This window comes from Lentibacillus sp. L22, from assembly GCF_040812445.1.
GTDB lineage: Bacteria > Bacillota > Bacilli > Bacillales > Amphibacillaceae > Lentibacillus_C > Lentibacillus_C daqui.
The window spans coordinates 128080-147185 of sequence record NZ_JBFNXI010000004.1; the positions used below are offsets into that span (position 1 = coordinate 128080).

Here is a 19106-nt window from a genome sequence, read left to right on the forward strand (position 1 = left end):
AATTACCTTGGATATGCCTGCTTAAGTTTTGGGTGTATATCTAATGAACAATAGGTGAAGAGGTATGTTGCAATATGTTTAATGTTCCAAGGTTACGCCGCAGATGAATATCATCCGATTGCTTATCAACGTAATGGCACCAACTATATTATAAATAACCGAACCTTATTTGAAAATGATCAGTCTATATTTTCCCCCTCGTTTATGTTCCGGCTATTTTGATCGTCAATACTTTTCAAAAATTATTTCAAAATCCCCCTTGACATTTCTCTCCGACTCCCCTATCATTAATTTCAACAATTCAAATGATGAACAGTGATGACGAAGAGTAGTAATCTTTCTAAACACGCCCAGAGAGCTGGTGGTTGGTGTAAACCAGTGGTGTTGGTTAGACGAATGGACTTCTGAACTTCCAAACCGAACCATAAATGCAGTAGGCTTTGGCGAATGTCTCATCGTTACAAGAGACAAATATTAAGGTTTGATGTGTGTTCAAAAAAAGGGTTTACCGAATTTTGAACATCCCTTAAACTTGATATTACCAAAGTGAGCTGTTTTTCAGCTAATAAAGGTGGTACCACGGGTTCCTCGTCCTTTTGGGATGGAGGGGCTTTTTTGTATACCCAAAAATATTAAATAAAATACTATATACAAATCGTCGAATAAGAAGAGTAAGCTTTACGTACAAGCGTTAAAGAGAGCCGGTGGTGGTGTGATTCCGGTACGTGGATAAAGCTGAATGGCCTTATGAGAGGTTTCCCGAACGAAGCAGTAGGGAAACACGGTGCTCCGCCGTTACACGGATAGGATATCGGATAACAGATGTTAGATGCCACAAATAAGTGGTTAGAGAAGAGAAGTCGTGAATGTTTTTACTTCCATTTGGCAAATACTTCAACTGTTCATCCCGTATCCGAACAAAGATGAAATCCGGATTAACCGGTTTTCAACAGAGGTGGCACCGCGGTCGCAATCGTCCTCTATAAAGACTTTAATCTGTCTTTATAGAGGACTTTTTTATTTCGCTTATATGAACACGAAAAGGAGTTTTTGGCAATGACTACCCTTCCCTATAAAATAATCAAACAAAATGCTGATACGTTAACACCGATCACAATCTTTAGCCGCTTAACCGGCGAGAAAAAATTTCTGCTGGAAAGTTCTTTTGAGCATGAACAGAAAGGAAAATTTTCGTTTATTGGCGCCAACCCATATCAGGAAATTATCGGTCACGAAAATAGCACTACCGTTATCGATCATGACAAAGGAGCACAAATGAAATATGAAGAGGAGTCTTTACAGTACGTGCAGAACCACTTACCAAAAATAGAACTGGATCTCCCCTTCCCCTTTTATGGCGGTGCGATTGGTTATATCGGCTATGATGCGATTCGCCAGGTGGAGGATATCGGAGAGCCACTACCGGATGATCGGGAAATGCCGGATGTGCATCTCATGCTTTATCAGGACATTATCGTATATGAACATGCAAGCGAAATGGTCTATTTAGTAGCCATTAACCGGGACCAGCAATCTGAAGCCATGCTGGATGATCGGTTGGAAAAGTTACAGCAGGCACTAACAAGCACGGCGGATATCCCGACATCAGACGACATGGATCCGGTCGCCTTTCTACCGGAGATTACCAAGGAAGCGTTTATGGAGAAGGTCGAAACAGCAAAGCAGCTGATCCAACAAGGCGATATTTTCCAAGTCGTTTTATCTCAGCGCATGCAGGCTGACTTTGCCGATAATCCGCTATCGTTCTATCGGAAATTAAGAAAAGCCAACGCGTCACCTTATATGTTTTACATTGACTTTGCTGATTACTTTGTTTTAGGCGCATCACCGGAAAGTCTGATTCAAACTAGTGGCCGTCACGTAGTCGCCAACCCAATCGCGGGAACCCGTGGACGTGGGCAAACCGCTGAAGAGGAAGCATCCCTCGAAGCAGAACTTTTATCAGATGAGAAGGAGCTTGCGGAACATCGGATGCTGGTGGATTTAAGCAGAAATGATCTTGGCCGGGTTTGTGAGATTGGCAGCATCACAACGCCAACGTACATGACCATTGAAAAATATCAGCATGTCATGCACTTTGTTTCGGAGGTGCACGGACGACTAAAGCAAGGCGTTTCTGGTATTGATGCTTTACGATCCGCCCTCCCAGCAGGTACTGTTTCCGGAGCTCCGAAAATTCGTGCCATGCAGATCATTAATGAATTGGAAAATACCAAGCGCGGGCCATATGCAGGCGGGATTGGTTATATCAGTTTCAATCATGATTTAAACATTGCCCTGGCCATACGTTCATTGATCATTAAAGATCAGAAAGCTTACTTACAAGCTGGAGCCGGAATTGTTTATGATTCGGATCCGGAGAAGGAATATGAAGAAACATTACGCAAAGCAAAAGCCTTAATGGAGGTGACCCAATATGATCCTGCTCATTGATAATTACGATTCATTCACTTATAACCTGTATCAATATTTTTCCGAGGAACATATCACGGTAAAGGTGGTGCGAAATGATGCCATCAGCTTAGCCGAGATTGCAGCATTACAACCGGAAGCCATTGTCATTTCACCGGGACCGGGGCTGCCACGTGAAGCTGGTCGATGTATCGAGATCGTGCAAACTTTTTACCAACGCATCCCAATCTTGGGCGTTTGTTTAGGCCATCAGGTCATTGGTGCTGCACTTGGCGCAACCATCAAGCCGGCGAAAGTGATCAAGCACGGAAAAACATCTCGAATCACCCATAATGGATCAGGTTTATTCAGTTATTTAACCCAGCCGCTGAAGGTCATGCGATATCATTCACAAATCATTGACCCATCGACAACCCCGGCAGAACTGGAAATTACCGCAACGTCGCTGGATGACCATGAAATCATGGCTATCAAACATCGGCAATACGCAGTGTACGGCGTCCAGTTTCACCCGGAGTCCATTGGAACGAATACTGGAAAGAAAATCATTCGAAACTTTTTGGATGAGATTGGAGTGATCCACTATGAAACAATATCTTGAAAAGCTGGCCAATAAACAAGATCTGACATTTGACGAGGTAAAAGCAGCAACCACCCTATGCTTCACGGGTACCGTTTCAGACAGTGAAATTGGTGCATTCCTGCTTGGATTACGGGCAAAAGGCGAAACAGCCGATGAAATTGCCGGTCTGGCGCAGATCATTCGTGAAAATTCGTTGCAAACAACAAGCAACATTGCCAATGCCATGGATAACTGTGGAACTGGCGGGGATGGATCCAATAGTTTTAACATCAGTACCACTGCTGCGTTCGTAATTGCTGGTGCAGGGGTCACAGTCGCTAAACATGGGAACCGAAGCATTTCCAGCAAAACTGGAAGTGCAGATGTCCTGGAGTATCTGGGGATTTCCTTACAATTATCCAAAACTCAGGTGGAAGAAATATTGCATGAAAACAAAATCGCCTTTTTATATGCACCATATGTTCATCCAAAGATCAAACAATTCATGAAGGTAAGAAAGAATTTACGAATACCAACGATTTTTAATTTAATTGGACCACTAACCAATCCGGTAGATTTAAACACCCAGTTACTCGGAATTAATCGACGGGATGTGCTGCCAATGATGGGAGAAACGCTGGGTAAACTTGGTCGCCGTCGTGCGGTTGTAATTAACGGTGCAGAATATATGGATGAAGCATCACTTGCCGGGGATAACCATATTACCTTGCTTGATAATGGGGAAATTACAACCTTTACGCTTCATCCATCAGAAGTTGATTTACCTGTTTATCCAATCGAGGATATCCGTGGTGGCGATGCCAAACAAAATGCCGAAATTTTATTAAATGTATTAAAAGGAGTTCCTGGCGTCCATCTTGATACGGTTCTGCTTAATGCCGGACTAGGCTTATATGCAAACGGCGCTGCTCGTACCATCAGAGAAGGAGTTGCCCTGGCAAAAGAAAGCATCCTATCCGGGGCAGCTATGGAAAAACTGGAGAATTTAATAGATTATAGTAAAAAGATTCCAAGTGAGGCGATATAAGATGACGATTTTAGCTGATATATTACAGCAAAAGGAAAGAGAGGTTGCCCAGTTAAAGGCACAAACTGACCCTTTTGCGAAAAGTTCAAAGAAAGATATCCCGTCGATTAAACAAACTTTTTCCGCATCGGAGTATATGAACGTGATTGCTGAAATCAAACGTGCTTCTCCTTCCAAGGGAGCAATTGATTTGCAAGTGGATCCTGTCGAGCAAGCAAAACAATATGAGGCATATGGTGCTGGAGCCATTTCCGTGTTGACTGATAACCCCTTTTTTAAAGGCTCGATGGAAGACCTGATTGCCGTCCGAGAAGCGGTAAATATCCCATTACTGTGTAAAGATTTCATCATCGATCCGATTCAGATTGATCAGGCAAAAACAGCCGGTGCCTCTATTATTTTACTCATTGTCGCGGCACTGGATCAGGAAACGTTACAGCAATTATATACCTATGCAAAACATCAAGCGTTGGATGTCCTCGTTGAAGTTCACAACGAGGCGGAAATGAATAAAGCTCTGGAAATGGATGCAGATATCATTGGCATTAATAATCGTAACCTGAAAACCTTTGATGTGGATTTACAAGTAACGGAAAACCTTGCTCCCATGGTCAATAAACCTGGAACACTTCTCATCGGCGAGAGTGGCATCAAAACAAATGATGATGTCGTACGATTAGGAAAAGCTGGTGTAAAGGCAGTTTTGGTTGGCGAAACCTTGATACGTTCCAGCAACTTGGCAAAAACATTCCGGGATATCAAAATACCAACAAAGAGGATTGCTGAAAATGCGCGTTAAAATTTGCGGCATCACCACCCAAGAAGCAGCAAACGTCGCAGTAGAAGCAGGAACCGATTTTATTGGTTTTGTGTTTGCTCCAAGTAAACGACAAATCACCCCAACCAAGGCTCAAGTAATTGCTTCAGCGATTCCTTCATCCGTGAAAAAAGTTGGCGTGTTTGTCAATGAATCATTGGCAACAGTTAAGGAAATCGCGGAACAAGTCGGACTTGATTTTATTCAATTACATGGAGATGAACCACCGGAATATGCCAAACAATTGGGATATCCGGTCATCAAAGCTTTTTCCGTGAAACCGGAGAACTTGGAGACCATCACTACCTACCCATGCGCATATTATTTACTCGATAGCCCGATTGGTCCTAACCGCGGCGGGAATGGCACCACATTTGACTGGGGGTTATTGCAAAAAATAGATTTGGATCACGACAAGATGATTTTAGCCGGCGGACTCCAAGCGGATAATATTCAAGAAGCCATCCAGACCGCCCAGCCAGCCGGTGTCGATGTATCCAGCGGTGTAGAAACAGACGGCAAAAAAGATACAGAAAAGATCAGGCAATTCATCACAAACGCAAAAGGAAAGGATGAGGAACATGGCAACATATACCATGCCAGATGAAAAAGGACGCTACGGAAAATTTGGCGGCCAATTTGTACCGGAATTACTAATGCCCGCACTATTTGAACTGGAAGAGGCACATGAAGAAGCATTAAAAGACCCAGAATTTATCAAGGAATTAAATTACTATCTAAAGCAATATTCCGGCCGGGAAACACCGCTATATTATGCGGAAAATATATCCAAACAGCTTGGCGGACCAAAGATTTATTTGAAACGGGAAGATTTAAACCATACCGGCGCCCATAAAATTAATAATACAATCGGTCAGGCACTGCTAACCAAGCGAATGGGAAAACAAAAAGTTGTTGCAGAAACAGGCGCTGGCCAACATGGAGTTGCCACTGCTACGGTTTGTGCACTGCTTGGCCTAGAATGTGTCGTGTTCATGGGAGAAAAGGATATTAGCCGGCAAAAACTGAATGTGTTCCGGATGGAATTGCTCGGCGCGGAAGTAAAAAGCGTCCCCCAGGGCAGTGGTACTTTGAAAGATGCGGTCAATGAGGCATTGCGTTACTGGGTTAGCCATGTGGAGGACACCCATTATATTCTCGGATCTGTCACCGGACCACACCCTTTTCCCAAAATCGTTCGTGACTTTCAAGCGGTGATTGGCAGCGAAACGAAACAACAATTCGCGGAACAAGCGGGCGGTCTGCCAGATGCAGTCGTTGCCTGTGTTGGGGGCGGCAGTAATGCAATGGGCATGTTTTATCCATTTGTCGAGGATGCATCTGTTAAGCTTTATGGTGTCGAAGCGGGCGGTGCGGGACTGGATACCGATCAGCACGCGGCTACTCTTACCAGTGGAAATGTCGGTATCCTGCACGGAACGATGAGCCATTTATTACAGGACGAACACGGACAAATTCAGGAGGCATTTTCTATTTCAGCCGGATTGGATTACCCTGGTGTTGGACCGGAACATAGTCACCTTCACGATACATCAAGGGTAACTTACACATCGATAACCGATGCAGAAGCACTGGAAGCATTTCAGTATTTATCAAAGGTTGAAGGCATTATTCCGGCATTGGAAAGCGCGCATGCAGTTGCCTATGCTATGAAACTAGCAAAAGAAATGGATCCAGAGCAATCACTGGTTATTTGTCTATCAGGGCGCGGAGATAAAGACGTGGAACAAGTAAAAGCTGCATTGGAAGGTGAAGCATAATGGGTAAACAACATATAGAGGAAGTATTTCAAGAAAAATTGGCCGCCAACGAAAAACTGTTTGTTCCCTATATCATGGCTGGTGACGGTGGGTTGGATTGTTTGGAAGAACGCCTGCAATTTTTACAAGATTGTGGAGCGAGTGCTGTGGAACTAGGAATCCCTTTTTCCGATCCAGTAGCAGATGGCCCAACAATTCAGGACGCCGGGATACGTGCATTAAATAATGGGACTACGCTCGCCAATGTGTTGGAAACTGTAAAAAGCTTTAAAGGTACATGTACCATGCCAATCATTTTTATGGTCTATTTAAATCCAATTTTCATCTATGGCATCGAGAAGTTCGCAGCTGATTGTGCAAAGGCCGGTGTTGATGGCGTGATTATTCCCGATTTGCCACTTGAAGAAGAAGCCATTGTTACAGATGATTTACAAGCAAACGGCATTGCCCTGATTCGTCTTGCTGCATTAACCAGCACAATAGAACGCCTGCAACAAATTGCCGAGCGGACAGAGGGATTCTTATACGCAGTTTCCGTAACCGGTACGACCGGAGCAAGAGCAACACACCAAGCCAATGTTAAAGACTATCTGCAACAGTTAAAGAAAATGTCCAAAGCCCCTGTCCTGGCAGGTTTCGGGGTATCCACACCAGAACAAGCACATGACTTAGGGTCAGCATGTGATGGCGTTGTGGTCGGAAGTAAAATTGTTGATTTGTTTGACAAGGGTGAGCGTGAGGAGATTAGGAAGCTGATCACAATGAGCAATCAAAAGGATGGTTCCGTTACCACCTATTAAAGTGAGTTTTACTATTAAAGGGACGATACCAGCTGTCGTCCCTTTTATTTTACGGTAATCCTCCGAAAATGGGATAGCTATTCCAAACTTACCGACAATCCGCACTACTCCTCCTGAAACAAATAATTGAATTTATCCGGTTTCTTCTCATCCTCCACTTCAAAAGTGTCAATTTCCACTTTATCCCCTGCCTCCAACGTAATATCTTCATAACTTTCCTCTTTTAATACATCACCAGTTTCACCAAATATAAATACAGTCACGCTGCCATGAAAAGATTTATCATCCCGATAATTTCCGGCATAAACTTTTACCGTCTTATCCTCTTCTTCATCCCCGAAGGAACCCACATATACAACAAGATCCTTGTCAAGCTCTAATAACCCTGGATCTTCCCCCTTACCTTCTTCATGCGCATCATCCATCCAGGCTATCATTTGACTATCCATGTGTTTGGTATCATAGGTAAAAAACGTTACGATAACAGTAACTGCAATATAAGAAAAGATCAATGATTTCCATATGTAACGTTTCATTATTTCTTTGTCATAGCCACCGATTTTTACCCCAATAATAGTTATAACAATGATAAAAACAACGAGCAAATGCCATTTGGACAGAAACATTTCCGGGTAAAATTCCATAATACTGCTCATGTCTCCTCCCATTTTTGATATACTTATATTCTAACAGGGAATTTGCTTCCAACAAGCATTAATTTTTTATGGAGGTGAGCAAGGTGATGGATACATACATAATCGATCAACAACAGGAAAAACCGCTTGAACCGGGCGCATGGCTCAAATTATTTTATTTTTTTGTTGTGCTTATACTTATTGCTGTTTGCCTAATCATTGGACCGCCTGTTTTACTAGCAATCTACCGTAAACTCTGGCTACTATTGCTATTATTGTTGATTATTCCAGGTATTAAGATGTTAAGAGTGGCCATTGGCAGTATACGGGAAATGGCTTGGCTGAATCACCACCTTAGCAGCTATACACTTGGATACGAGGGTGTTGCTTATAAAATCTGGGATACAATGGGTGGTACAAAAAGGGAGGGCAATATTAGTTACCCTGCCATGAAACAGGCTGTATTAACTGGCTATGTGTTAAAGGACGATCAGCTGCATCCGATAGATCGTGAATACCCGAATCCTGCCCTTATAATTGTTTATGAGGATGAATTTGAAGAAGCATCGGTTACCATTCCATTGGAGGAAACTACTGCTGTTAAAACATGGGCGGAAACGTTACGGACAAAACGTATCCCACTTTACCTTTCGACATTGCTCGTGGAAACAGAAGATAAGAATCAGCAGCCCCGTTTTCAACGGACAGAGGTGCACAACCCTTATCCAATGGAAAAACCTATTGTTGTCTCTGAACTTATCATTGAGACGGAGCTGTTAAAAAACACGGAACCGCCTGATTCAAAAACAGATGATGCAGCGGAACCAGGCAGCCCTGACGTGAAAACAGATGTAGCAGACACGTCTGACCAAAAACAAAAATTGCCATTCAAAGCGTGGAGTTCAGCTGCACTAAAATCCTATGCATTTCTGATTATTGGAAGCTATGTATTAGTGATATTGACAGAAAAGGAAATCATTGCAGACGACAGTTTTTTAGCGCTTCTATTGATATTTATTACTTCTTGTTTGTATTTTGTATCTTTAAAACCTTATTTACGCTGGTACCACATGATACGATTTCTGATTGAGGACTTCATTATTGCATTGGTTATCGCATTAATTTTCCAACACCGGGGAGGGGCGGCTGAAGAAATCACATCCATGATTTTAGGGGCCTCTATGCTGTTTGCTGCGATTGCCTGGATCCCTTTTTTAATTGTCAAAGCAAAAAGGAGCTAAAGTTACGCGCTTAAGCTTTAGCTCTTTTGTTTTGATTGAATTCTTTGAAAAAATGGGAGTTTATTCTTTATTTCCCCTGCTTCTTCTTAGCCCGCTCAAATTCTTCCTGTGTGATTTCACCTTTTTCCAAACGCTCTTTCATGATTTCCAGTGAACTTCCCTCCCCATTCTTACCAGCCCTAAAGCGAAAAATAATCCACAATAGCACAATGGCAATGATAATGGATATGACCAGCCTTATAGAAAATGCACTAAGGATATACATCATGATCACCTCTTACTACTTATATAACCAACTATGCCATGTTTAATCCCTAAATCAATTTAAGTTTATTCTTCACTCCACAGCTAAACATCCTGCTTTTCCTTCACCAAATGATATGCTGTAATCCAGGCGGTAACCGGAATAATCAACGCTATACCAATTCCAGCACAAAGGATATTGATCATTTCTGCATTAAACACCTTTGAATTGGTGATTTCTCCAAATGAATAGGATAAATCTTTAAACCAGATCAGCAGTCCCAAATAATTTCCAAAGAAGGCAAAAAATAATGTATTCGTATCTGTTCCCAGGATATCTCTCCCAATCCCCAATCCAGACGAGAATAACTTTTTCCTGCTGATACGTGGATTGTGATGACTTATCTCTCTCATGGAAGAGGCGATGGAAATGGCAATTTCGGTAATTGCGCCGATGGTACTCATGATAATAACCGATGCACCAACTTTGGCAAAATCCACGCCAATATAGAGGGAAAATACACTGATTTCCTCTGTCTCTTCTTCACCAAATCCCTGAATCATCGCCTTTTTTGTCACGATAACAATAAACAAAAGCAAAATAACAATGGTTATCATCGTCGCAATGAACGCTGTTTTTGTTGTCTGGTTCACCTCGTTAATATAAAAAAGACTGATGCAACTAATCACTGTACAGGCAATAAACGTCAGGATAATCGGGTTCAGATTTGGAATCGTCATAATCAGTATGGTCAGAATCAACACGCCAAAATTCAGGAATAATGCTGTAAACGACCGAATACCTTTTTTTCCTCCGACAATGACCATCAATATCAATAAAATCCCGGCCATCCACACTAATGTATTCATGATCTCGCCCTCTTTCGCTTAACGAAAAAAATAGCCGTATATAGTGCGATTGGAATGGTGATTACGATGCCAATCCCACCAGCTAAGGCGCGGGCCAATTCCAGGGAGAGGTTCATGGAAAAGGAGAACGTCATTGGAGAACCGTTATTCAAATACAAAATCAGCATAGGAATCGAGCCGCTAATATAGACAAAAAATAAGATATTCGTGATCGGCCCCATAATGTCCTTGCCAATCTCCCGTCCTGAAGTTTTTAACGCTTTATCGGATATATGGTGGTCCGTTTCATACAGCCCAAAGATGGAAGCAGACATGGTAATGGCCACATCCATGACGCCGCCCAACGACCCAAGTAATAATCCGGCCATGAACACCAATCGATAAGGGCGAGTCAGAAATTGCATCTCTTCATACCGAAGTCCATTTTCGGAAGTCACCCATAACACGAGATAGGATATGAGCAGGGAAATAAACGTCCCCAATAAAGTTGCCATGATAGCTGCATAGGTTTTTTCATTAAAACCGCTAACAAGCAATAGCGAAATGACCGTAAAAAAGACAGCACTTATCCCGCAAATCCATAACAAACTCGTATTTGCTGAATTCACATATACATCCAGTGCATAGGTTAACAAAGCGGCATTGACCGCTAAACTAATCACAGCAAACAGCCCGCGCTTTTTACCAACGATTAGCAGGAAAAAAATAAATATCCATGCTACGGTAACGGCAAATTTATCGCGTTTGACGTCTTTTATGCTTCCCGTAAGATGGCTATTGTCTTTATCATGTTTATTAATCGAAACGAATAATTCATTTCCAACATGATATTCCTGGTCATAAGCTCCAGATAATGAATATTTATTCGTTAAAAGGACGTCTTGCCCTTTTTCCTTGCCATTTTTTAATTCGGCAATGATATGCTGTGTGAATAGCTTGTCTTGATTATGATGTTCATCTGTCACTTCAGTTGTATCGACCAGCTTTGTTTGGGTGACTTTAGCAATTGGACGATCATAAAATGCATAATTGTGATATACGAAAACAAGCGATGCAACAAAGCAGATAGTCAAAATGATATAAAACAGAATTTGTTTATATGTCATGTTTTTCAATTTGTTGATCATCACATTCAAAGCAACCCTTCAACTATTGGATAGGTTTAGTGTATAACAAATATGTACAAAGGCCAAATATTTTCAGCAGACCATACATGCATGAGTCATGCAGTTTAGACTATACTAAAAGTGGTAATATCTACATAATAAGGAGGAATTAAAAATGAGACGATTCATACAACTATTTGCTGTCCTTTTATTATCATTTGTTCTGGCGGCATGCGGACAGAATGACAACAATAATGCAGCAACAGACAATAATGATACAACAGAAAATGATCAGAATCAGGATCAAGGGCAAGATCAGGCAAATAACGATGATCATGCCGACACGGGTGAAATGGACGATAACAACAACAATGATCAAGATGATTCAACTGCCGACATGAAAGACAAGATGAAACAACTGGACTATACAGATTTTGAATTGGAAGTTAGTTATGGACAACAAGAATATGAGGCGGAGATTGAACAAGACAGAAATACTGGAGAAATTGAAGCAGAAATTGAAGATGATAAAATAAATAATATCGATACTAAAGGAAAAGAAGCGTTTGATAAAATCTATCCCAACCTCAAAAAGCTCACAATTGACCGGGACACGAACAAGCAAGATGCAATTGATCAAACACTAAAAGCCTTTGATTTGCCATCGGACTATACAAAGTTTGAAATTGAGTTGACGTTTGAGGATAATACGAAGGTTGAATTTGAGGATAAAAAATAGGAAGAAGGTCTTTTCGGAAGGCCTTCTTCTTTTATTTTGATCACGTCACAATCCTTTATCATATTCCTAAATTCTAACTTTGTTACTTTCATTCTACCACAAAAACACTCTATCTTGTCATCCACGCCCGTTCTTCCCGCCAGTCAACCTGCACAGGAATATCAAAAAACGCCGACAAACGCTCCTTTGATAACATATCGTCTCTATCCCCTTTTGCATAAACGGTTCCCTGTTTCAACAATAAAGTATGAGTGAATACAGGCAATATTTCTTCTATATGATGGGTGACAAACAAAATCGTTGGTGCATCTGCCTGGCTTGCCAGATGATTAATGGAAGCCATTAGCTCTTCACGTGAAATAAAATCCAGTCCGTTGGTAGGTTCGTCTAAAATTAATAGCTCCGGCGATGCCATTAGTCCTCGTGCGATTAGAATCTTTTGCCTTTCTCCCTGGGAACAGGTTTGATAGGTGCGTCCAATTAAATGACTGCAGCCAATTTGCTCCATAAGCTGGTATCCTCTTTCAAAATCAGCCCCAGTCGGGGTGTCATATAGTCCAATCGAAGCATATTTTCCACTAACAACAATGTTCTCTGCCAGCTCGGTTCCTTTGATGCGTTCTTGAAGCGAGGAACTAACCCAGCCAATTGATTTACGGAGTTCTCTAATGTCCGTTTGTCCGAACGGCTGCTCCAGCACGGAAACCTTCCCTGTTGTTGGCCAAATATATCCATTAATCATGTTTAACAGCGTTGTTTTACCAGAACCATTTAGACCCAATACGGCCCAGTGCTCCCCCTTCGTGACTTGCCAATTGATATCTGATAAAATCGTTTCCCCTTGCCGTTTCCATGAAACATTTTGCATTTCTACTATTCCGTTCACTGTCTCTCTTCCCTTCTTCCTGTATCATGTTGAATACCTAATATACTACATTTAGAATAAGTTAAAGACAAATAATTTTAACTATTGCAGGTTGCCAAAATACCATGGCAAAATAAACCTTAAAAATAACAGCAAACGAAAATAAAATTTTACTCTTGCAAAATGAGCTTAATTATCATAAAATCTAATGTATGTTAGTTAGATTTTATTGAAAGGTGTTGCTTAAAGATTGTTATACTTTTATATAAAAATCTAACAATCATTAGTTAGATTAATTACTTTAAAAAGGAGAGGTTATCATGGCATGGGTTTACTTAATTATTGGCGGAATTCTTGAAGTTGGCTGGGCACTTGGTCTAGGCTTTTCAGAAGGATTTACAAGAATAGAAATTGTTATTCCGACAGTTATATTATTAGTTCTTAGCTGGTGGTTTTTCGCTAAAACACTAAAGGTACTGCCCGTTTCGACGGCTTATGCAGTATTCACAGGTCTGGGTGCTTTTGGTACAGCTTTGGTGGGCATGACATTTTTAGGAGATCCCGTGAGTCCAACCAAGATTGTGTTAGTTGTCCTGCTAATTAGCTGTATTATCGGACTAAAATTAATTTCGGATGAACCAAAAGAAGAGAAAAATGCAAGGGGGAGTGTCTAATATGTATTGGTTATTTTTAATATTAGCTGGATTATTTGAAGTTGGCGGTATTATTAATCTAAAGTTAACGGAAGGATTTACAAAATTAAAGCCAACCATCTTTTTTATCTTATCTTTGTGTTTAAGTTTTTTCTTTCTTTCCGTCTCATTAATCGAAATCCCTATTAGTATCGGTTATGGTATATGGACTGGAGTGGGTGCATCAGGAAGTGTTTTACTTGGGATGTTTTTGTTTAAGGAACCGAAGAGTGCGAAGAAACTTATTTTAGTTGCAGGAATCATTTTTAGTATAGTAAGCTTAAAATTAATATCCTGATGAACGCGGACAAAATGAGGTGAAAAGTGAGTTGAAAAAAGGTGAAAAAACGAAAAGAAGAATACTGGAACAAGGTTTAAAGCTGTTTTCCTCGTATGGCTACGAGGAAACAGCACTTAAAGATATAGCTAAAAATGTAAACATTAAAACCCCTTCGATTTATGCTTATTTTGAAAGTAAGCAAGATCTCTTTGAACAAATTGTAAGTTTTGTTATTGAAGATTACTTAGAGTTTATCGAACAACAATCCTACGTTATAGTAAATTTTCCAATAGAGAAAAAACTATATCACGTTTTAGTTGAATTGAATAAATACTATTATATGAACGATAAAGGTTCTTTTCTCAAAAGGTATTGGATTTACCCGCCGGAAAATTTTAAAGAACTTATAACAGCCAAGAATAAGAAAGTAGAGGAAACGATTCAAGATCTTGTTTTTTCTATCTTAAAGAACAACAAAGAGAATGAGCTTATCGACGAGGAGACTATTGTTATTTCTTTTACAACCATATTAGACGGTATGCTTTTCTATATGATGAGCTCCCCTTATGAGGAATATGAACGTAGATTAAATACGATTTGGTCTGTATTTTGGAAGGGTATTCGCGCTTCGTGAATCATCCGCAAAGTAGAGAGATTTGGGATGATTTATTATGGACTAGACTAAAAAATCGAGGGGTAAAATGGTTATTCTTGGTATTATTTCTCTAATTTTATTCATTATTTTCCTGGCATTTTATTTAACAGATCCCAGACGAATGATAAACGGTTTTCTATTTAACCTGTTTTTTTGTTCATTTCTTATTTTTTGTAGTTATTTTGGGATCAGCTCAGGTAGTAAGATTTTTGTGCTAATCGCTCTTATTCCATTTGTATTTCTACTCTTTATCCTGACATTTGGGTTATTCGCTCTGGGTATAGGATTATTTCTAAATGGCCGAATCCTGATGAAAAGGGAAAGCCGCCGTTTTGCCAACAGTTTGACATTCATTTTAGGTATCTTTCTTCTGGTATTATTTTTATTTCGCATCGTGAATCCGGAGCGTTTTTTACCTGATTATTTGGAACCTTTATACGGCGGGGCTTACTTAATAATCGTTTATTTCTTTTTACACTTAGCCAACTTTTTAACTGCTTATTTTTTGTATCAATTTAACAAGCCAAAATATAACCAAGACTTTATCATCGTGCTTGGCAGTGGTTTAATTAACGATAAAGTGCCGCCGCTCCTGGCCAGTCGAATTAATAAGGCGATTGATTTTTATTGGAAACAAGCGGCTGTCACTTTCGCACCTATTGTACTTTTTTCTGGCGGGCAAGGGCCGGATGAAAACCTGCCTGAAGCGGAAGCCATGCAAAAGTATGCTGTTGAAAAAGGACTTCCTTCTGATCATACATTGACAGAAACTCGGTCAGTTAACACATTCCAGAATATGCTTTACTCAAAACAAATAATGGATTCAATAAAAGGTGGCAACTATAACAGCATCTTTACTACAAACAATTTCCATCTATTCAGGGCCAGCTTATATGCAAAAATGGCAGGCCTAAAGAGCCAGGGAATCGGTTCGAAAACTGCATTCTACTACTGGTCAAATGCAATGATTCGAGAATATATCGCCATCATTGTCATGCAACGTAAACGTCATACCGTTGTAGTGGGGACCATTTTGGGTATTTCTATCCTTTTAACCCTTTTATTAGTTCTATTTTATTAACCAATACTAAAGGCAACAAAAGAGCAAACCCTGGAGTTTTGTTTATCTTTTTGTTTAATTAATGGGGCCGGACTGTCATTCAGGTTGTCATTCATCTTGTAGGTCGCTGTGTGATCCGGAATGTGGTTCTCATTTTGAACTGTAGTGCTAGCCTGTTATTCACATTGCAGGTCACCGTGTCATCTCGTCCCTCTATTACATATTGCGTTATCTTATCTTGCTTAAAATTTTCATCACGAACTGGTGCGGCATCTGATTTTCCAATTCCTTTGTCGCTTCGATTGCCAATTTGTGTTTTCGCTGACTACAACATCCGTATCCTGCCCATCCTCATGCAGCAAACTCGCCTGATTGACCGGCTGCTTATCACCTGCCAAGGCTCCATTAGTATCATGATCCTAAATCCGCGAAATCATTTGATAAACAGCAGCCTAATTCCCACCGCGTGAAGTTACACGAATGAAACCCTTCTGCTTCAATTCGTCTCTTGCCCGCTTAAACGAACTTCAACTTCCTTTTACACCAGATGCAAGCTCAAGCATCGTGGCAGGCACAGAAAATTGCGCTCTCCAGCCGTAACGATTGTTAAAATGCATCAGAGTATGCCATAGGGAAACCGCTGCACCAGAGAGCGGTTCAAATACGATATGATGATAAAATGCATTGAGTTCCTTTATGTAATTCATTTTCCTTTATCCCTTCTATTAAATTGATATCAGTTTCAAGAAAAATCTGTATACATAATTTTACCTCCAATAATTTTCATTTCTTTTACATTGATTCAAAACTTTTTGCTCGTTTTTTAACACCAAAACGCCTAATTGCCCAAGTAAAGCTATTATTACAACACAGCCAGTGACCAAAGGGAGTTGGGAAGGTGTTAAGCCGGCTACCATAATAATCCCCCCAAGTGCAGATCCCACTGAACTCCCCAAATAATTAGCGGAACTGTTTAAGGCGACTGCAGCTGGGCCATGATCAGGCTGTAAACGAAGTAACCTATGCTGTTGGGGTGCCTGTGACGCCCATCCCGTTGCCCCCCAAACAACAAAAGGTAAGAATACCAATACAGGAATACCTATAACTAATGGCAGGAAAAACAAGGATAATGCTAATAGGATCAATATTCCGCCCATAAGTAGTCCAGGTCGACCTGTTCGGTCAATAAGGCTACCAATAAATAAGCTTCCAACCACACCTCCGACTCCCCATGCCCACAAATAAGGTGTGACATTATGAACTCCTGCCAAGTCCTGCAGCATTGGCGCCATATACGTATAGAGACCTAAGCTTGCTATGCTCGTTAGAAAAGTGATACCAACGGTTGCAGCAACGCGCCCATTGGCCATCATTGCAAAACGTTTACGCAGGGATGGTGGAACCGATGCCGAAAAGTTTGGAAACCAAATGGCAATTCCAAACATGGGGATAAAGCCTAAAGCAGTAATTAACCCTAATGTTCCATGCCAGCCTAAATGCTTAGCAATTATCAACCCAAGTGGAACACCCACAACAGTCCCCATGCTCATGCCGCCTAAAGTCATACCTAAAGCGCGACCCCGTTTTTGTTCGGAAACAAGTGATGCGGCGGCTGCGGCGGCTAACGGCGAGTATAATCCTGCCCCAACACCTGCAACTGCACGTGCTATTAACAAGAAAGGGAAATTAGGGGCTAGTGCGCTAGCTCCGTTACCTACTGAGAATATCGCAAGTGCCAACACTAAAATCCTACGCGCTGGTTTCCCAGCTAATAAAGTTGCAAAAATTGGGGCTGCAATAGCATAGCAAAGCGTGAAGACAGTCACTGCCTGTCCTGTTTGCGAATCACTTATTTTAAACGTTGTTCCAATATCAGGTAACAATCCAGCCACCACATAGGCATCAAACCCTAGAGTGAACATGCCTAGCGTGAGAAAAAGAGCCTTTCTCATAATTTAACCCTCCTTTTTTTACAACATATCGATTATTTGATGTTCAGCCAATGTAATTCAAGACGTCACCAGGAAATTGGAAGATTGTTCTGAGCAACTATCATAAGAACGATATGTTATGATTGAATAAGCTAATACATTTGTAAGATTACCAAACAGAAACGGTAAACGGAACTATCATTATTTTTTAGGGGCATAACAGATTGTTATATCAAAAAGGAGTGAATTTGATGCAAATCGCGTGGTTACAAAGTTTTGTTGAAGCTGCCAAAAAAAAGAGTTTAACAAAAGCTGCCAGTACAAGTAACATTTCCCAACCGGCATTAAGCAAACATATCAATAATCTGGAAAGTTATTTTAATGTGAAATTATTTCATAGGACTACTACTGGGATTGAACTGACAGAAGCGGGCGAGCATTTATACACCCGAATTTTACCTGTTATTGCTGAAATAACTGCGGTTCGCCAAGAATTAAGACAATTTCATCGGACAGCCCCCATAGTTATAGGCAGTCTTCCCAGTCTAGCGACCTATTATCTACCTCCAAGGATCAAGGGGCGACTTTCGGATCAATCGATAAAATTAATGATTCAAAACACTTCTGAAGAACTGGTACAGTCATTACAGGAGGGAAGACTTGATGCAATCCTTGTAGATACACTATCCATCAAAGACTCATTATGTAATTATGAATTGTTTATAGAGCCCTATTATGCAGTGTTCCCGTTAGATCATCCTTTTCGATCCCGAAACACTGTTGAACTTTCCGAATTGTGTAAAGAACCTCTTATAGTCCATCAAGCTCCTTGTGACACCCGTAAACATATTATTGAACAAATGGAACTTTTGGGTCACAAGCCTAACATTGTTAGTGAAGTCGCGTTTGGCGATTTTATTTTTGGTGCCGTATCTGCCGGAATGGGGATAACGATTACTCCCAAATTGATGGCTAAAAATATCGGGCATCAACAGGTATTCGGTCTACCAATCACCAATTTTGGAAAAAAAAGATCTATTTCATTGGCCACTAAGAATTCTAAACTGGGTTTAAAACTACAATCCATGTTAAGTTCCTAGCATAAGTTTACGATATAGAAAAAAGCGGGTTGCTATTTAAAATTACCGGAAGACTAATACAAAAACCCTTCACCCAGGTTAAAATTAATAATCTTGAAACCATAACAAAAGAATTGTTGGAGCCACACGAGATAGTTTAATAATCCGGAAGCAAGTGATATAAACACCTATCTTTTAAGTGAAGATAGGTGTTTATATGTCTAATCAATATCCTGAAAAATAAGTGAGTGCTACAATTACAACACTAA

The 19106-nt window shown here is 40.6% G+C and carries 21 protein-coding genes and 2 other annotated features; of the genes, 14 read left to right on the forward strand and 7 right to left on the reverse strand.

Going from position 1 to position 19106, the window contains the following annotated elements:
* The first annotated feature begins 309 nt into the window (after window positions 1-309).
* Window positions 310-599: a binding site (T-box leader), on the forward strand.
* Window positions 600-649: 50 nt separating this feature from the next.
* Window positions 650-984 (forward strand) — a binding site (T-box leader).
* Between the two features lie 72 nt (window positions 985-1056).
* From trpE to trpA, 7 genes are read left to right on the forward strand one after another with little or no spacing between them, the layout of a single operon-like run.
* On the forward strand, window positions 1057-2454 hold the full coding sequence (gene trpE / locus ABRT01_RS03425; protein ID WP_269412437.1) for an anthranilate synthase component I: 1398 nt from the start codon (window positions 1057-1059) through the stop codon (window positions 2452-2454).
* The gene (locus ABRT01_RS03430) at window positions 2438-3034 is read left to right on the forward strand and encodes an anthranilate synthase component II (protein ID WP_269411142.1); all 597 of its coding nucleotides are present in this window, start codon (window positions 2438-2440) and stop codon (window positions 3032-3034) included. Before trpE ends, ABRT01_RS03430 begins: the two co-directional genes overlap by 17 nt.
* A complete protein-coding gene (gene trpD, locus ABRT01_RS03435; RefSeq protein WP_269411141.1) occupies window positions 3018-4043 on the forward strand; it encodes an anthranilate phosphoribosyltransferase in 1026 nt (341 codons plus the stop codon). The genes ABRT01_RS03430 and trpD overlap by 17 nt, the downstream gene beginning before the upstream one ends.
* 1 nt (window position 4044) lies before the next feature.
* Window positions 4045-4842 (forward strand): indole-3-glycerol phosphate synthase TrpC, encoded by a 798-nt coding sequence (gene trpC / locus ABRT01_RS03440; protein WP_269411140.1) that lies wholly within the window; start codon window positions 4045-4047, stop codon window positions 4840-4842.
* A complete protein-coding gene (locus ABRT01_RS03445) occupies window positions 4832-5467 on the forward strand; it encodes a phosphoribosylanthranilate isomerase (RefSeq protein ID WP_269411139.1) in 636 nt (211 codons plus the stop codon). Before trpC ends, ABRT01_RS03445 begins: the two co-directional genes overlap by 11 nt.
* The gene (trpB, locus tag ABRT01_RS03450) at window positions 5442-6641 is read left to right on the forward strand and encodes a tryptophan synthase subunit beta (protein ID WP_269411138.1); all 1200 of its coding nucleotides are present in this window, start codon (window positions 5442-5444) and stop codon (window positions 6639-6641) included. The genes ABRT01_RS03445 and trpB overlap by 26 nt, the downstream gene beginning before the upstream one ends.
* A complete protein-coding gene (gene trpA, locus ABRT01_RS03455; RefSeq protein WP_269411137.1) occupies window positions 6641-7441 on the forward strand; it encodes a tryptophan synthase subunit alpha in 801 nt (266 codons plus the stop codon). The genes trpB and trpA overlap by 1 nt, the downstream gene beginning before the upstream one ends.
* Window positions 7442-7545: 104 nt before the next feature.
* Here trpA and ABRT01_RS03460 read toward each other — a convergent pair whose 3' ends face one another.
* Window positions 7546-8097, reverse strand: coding sequence for a hypothetical protein (locus ABRT01_RS03460; RefSeq protein ID WP_269411136.1), 552 nt, complete (start codon window positions 8095-8097; stop codon window positions 7546-7548).
* Between the two features lie 86 nt (window positions 8098-8183).
* On the opposite strand from ABRT01_RS03460, the gene ABRT01_RS03465 reads away from it, so the two are divergent.
* Window positions 8184-9317 (forward strand): hypothetical protein, encoded by a 1134-nt coding sequence (locus tag ABRT01_RS03465; protein WP_269411135.1) that lies wholly within the window; start codon window positions 8184-8186, stop codon window positions 9315-9317.
* 67 nt (window positions 9318-9384) lie between these two features.
* On the opposite strand, the gene ABRT01_RS03470 is transcribed toward ABRT01_RS03465, so the two are convergent.
* The 3 genes from ABRT01_RS03470 to ABRT01_RS03480 form a co-directional block, all read right to left on the reverse strand.
* Window positions 9385-9582 (reverse strand): SHOCT domain-containing protein, encoded by a 198-nt coding sequence (locus ABRT01_RS03470; RefSeq protein WP_367746324.1) that lies wholly within the window; start codon window positions 9580-9582, stop codon window positions 9385-9387.
* Between the two features lie 83 nt (window positions 9583-9665).
* Window positions 9666-10430, reverse strand: a complete 765-nt coding sequence (locus ABRT01_RS03475; protein ID WP_269411133.1) for a YibE/F family protein — start codon at window positions 10428-10430, stop codon at window positions 9666-9668.
* A complete protein-coding gene (locus tag ABRT01_RS03480; protein ID WP_269411132.1) occupies window positions 10427-11566 on the reverse strand; it encodes a YibE/F family protein in 1140 nt (379 codons plus the stop codon). The genes ABRT01_RS03475 and ABRT01_RS03480 overlap by 4 nt, the downstream gene beginning before the upstream one ends.
* 145 nt (window positions 11567-11711) lie before the next feature.
* Here ABRT01_RS03480 and ABRT01_RS03485 point away from each other — a divergent pair, with 145 nt between their 5' ends.
* Window positions 11712-12275, forward strand: a complete 564-nt coding sequence (locus ABRT01_RS03485; protein ID WP_269411131.1) for a YusW family protein — start codon at window positions 11712-11714, stop codon at window positions 12273-12275.
* Window positions 12276-12384: 109 nt separating this feature from the next.
* Here ABRT01_RS03485 and ABRT01_RS03490 read toward each other — a convergent pair whose 3' ends face one another.
* Window positions 12385-13161: an ABC transporter ATP-binding protein gene (locus tag ABRT01_RS03490; RefSeq protein ID WP_269411130.1), complete on the reverse strand. Its 777-nt coding sequence runs from the start codon at window positions 13159-13161 to the stop codon at window positions 12385-12387.
* A 299-nt stretch (window positions 13162-13460) separates the two neighbouring features.
* Between ABRT01_RS03490 and ABRT01_RS03495 the strand changes: the two genes are divergently transcribed.
* The 4 genes from ABRT01_RS03495 to ABRT01_RS03510 all read left to right on the forward strand — a co-directional run bounded on the left by ABRT01_RS03495 (window position 13461) and on the right by ABRT01_RS03510 (window position 15848).
* Window positions 13461-13814 (forward strand): DMT family transporter, encoded by a 354-nt coding sequence (locus ABRT01_RS03495; RefSeq protein ID WP_269411129.1) that lies wholly within the window; start codon window positions 13461-13463, stop codon window positions 13812-13814.
* Between the two features lies 1 nt (window position 13815).
* Window positions 13816-14130 carry a DMT family transporter gene (locus ABRT01_RS03500; protein ID WP_269411128.1) on the forward strand — a complete coding sequence of 105 codons (315 nt, stop codon included), beginning with the start codon at window positions 13816-13818 and terminating at the stop codon, window positions 14128-14130.
* 31 nt (window positions 14131-14161) lie between these two features.
* Window positions 14162-14746, forward strand: a complete 585-nt coding sequence (locus ABRT01_RS03505; RefSeq protein WP_269411127.1) for a TetR/AcrR family transcriptional regulator — start codon at window positions 14162-14164, stop codon at window positions 14744-14746.
* Window positions 14747-14813: 67 nt separating this feature from the next.
* The gene (locus ABRT01_RS03510; RefSeq protein WP_269411126.1) at window positions 14814-15848 is read left to right on the forward strand and encodes a YdcF family protein; all 1035 of its coding nucleotides are present in this window, start codon (window positions 14814-14816) and stop codon (window positions 15846-15848) included.
* A gap of 506 nt (window positions 15849-16354) precedes the next feature.
* On the opposite strand, the gene ABRT01_RS03515 is transcribed toward ABRT01_RS03510, so the two are convergent.
* Window positions 16355-16534, reverse strand: coding sequence for a hypothetical protein (locus ABRT01_RS03515; protein WP_269411125.1), 180 nt, complete (start codon window positions 16532-16534; stop codon window positions 16355-16357).
* Between the two features lie 60 nt (window positions 16535-16594).
* The gene (locus ABRT01_RS03520) at window positions 16595-17779 is read right to left on the reverse strand and encodes an MFS transporter (protein WP_269411124.1); all 1185 of its coding nucleotides are present in this window, start codon (window positions 17777-17779) and stop codon (window positions 16595-16597) included.
* Between the two features lie 203 nt (window positions 17780-17982).
* On the opposite strand from ABRT01_RS03520, the gene ABRT01_RS03525 reads away from it, so the two are divergent.
* Window positions 17983-18858 carry a LysR family transcriptional regulator gene (locus ABRT01_RS03525; RefSeq protein WP_269411123.1) on the forward strand — a complete coding sequence of 292 codons (876 nt, stop codon included), beginning with the start codon at window positions 17983-17985 and terminating at the stop codon, window positions 18856-18858.
* The last annotated feature ends 248 nt before the right edge of the window (window positions 18859-19106 follow it).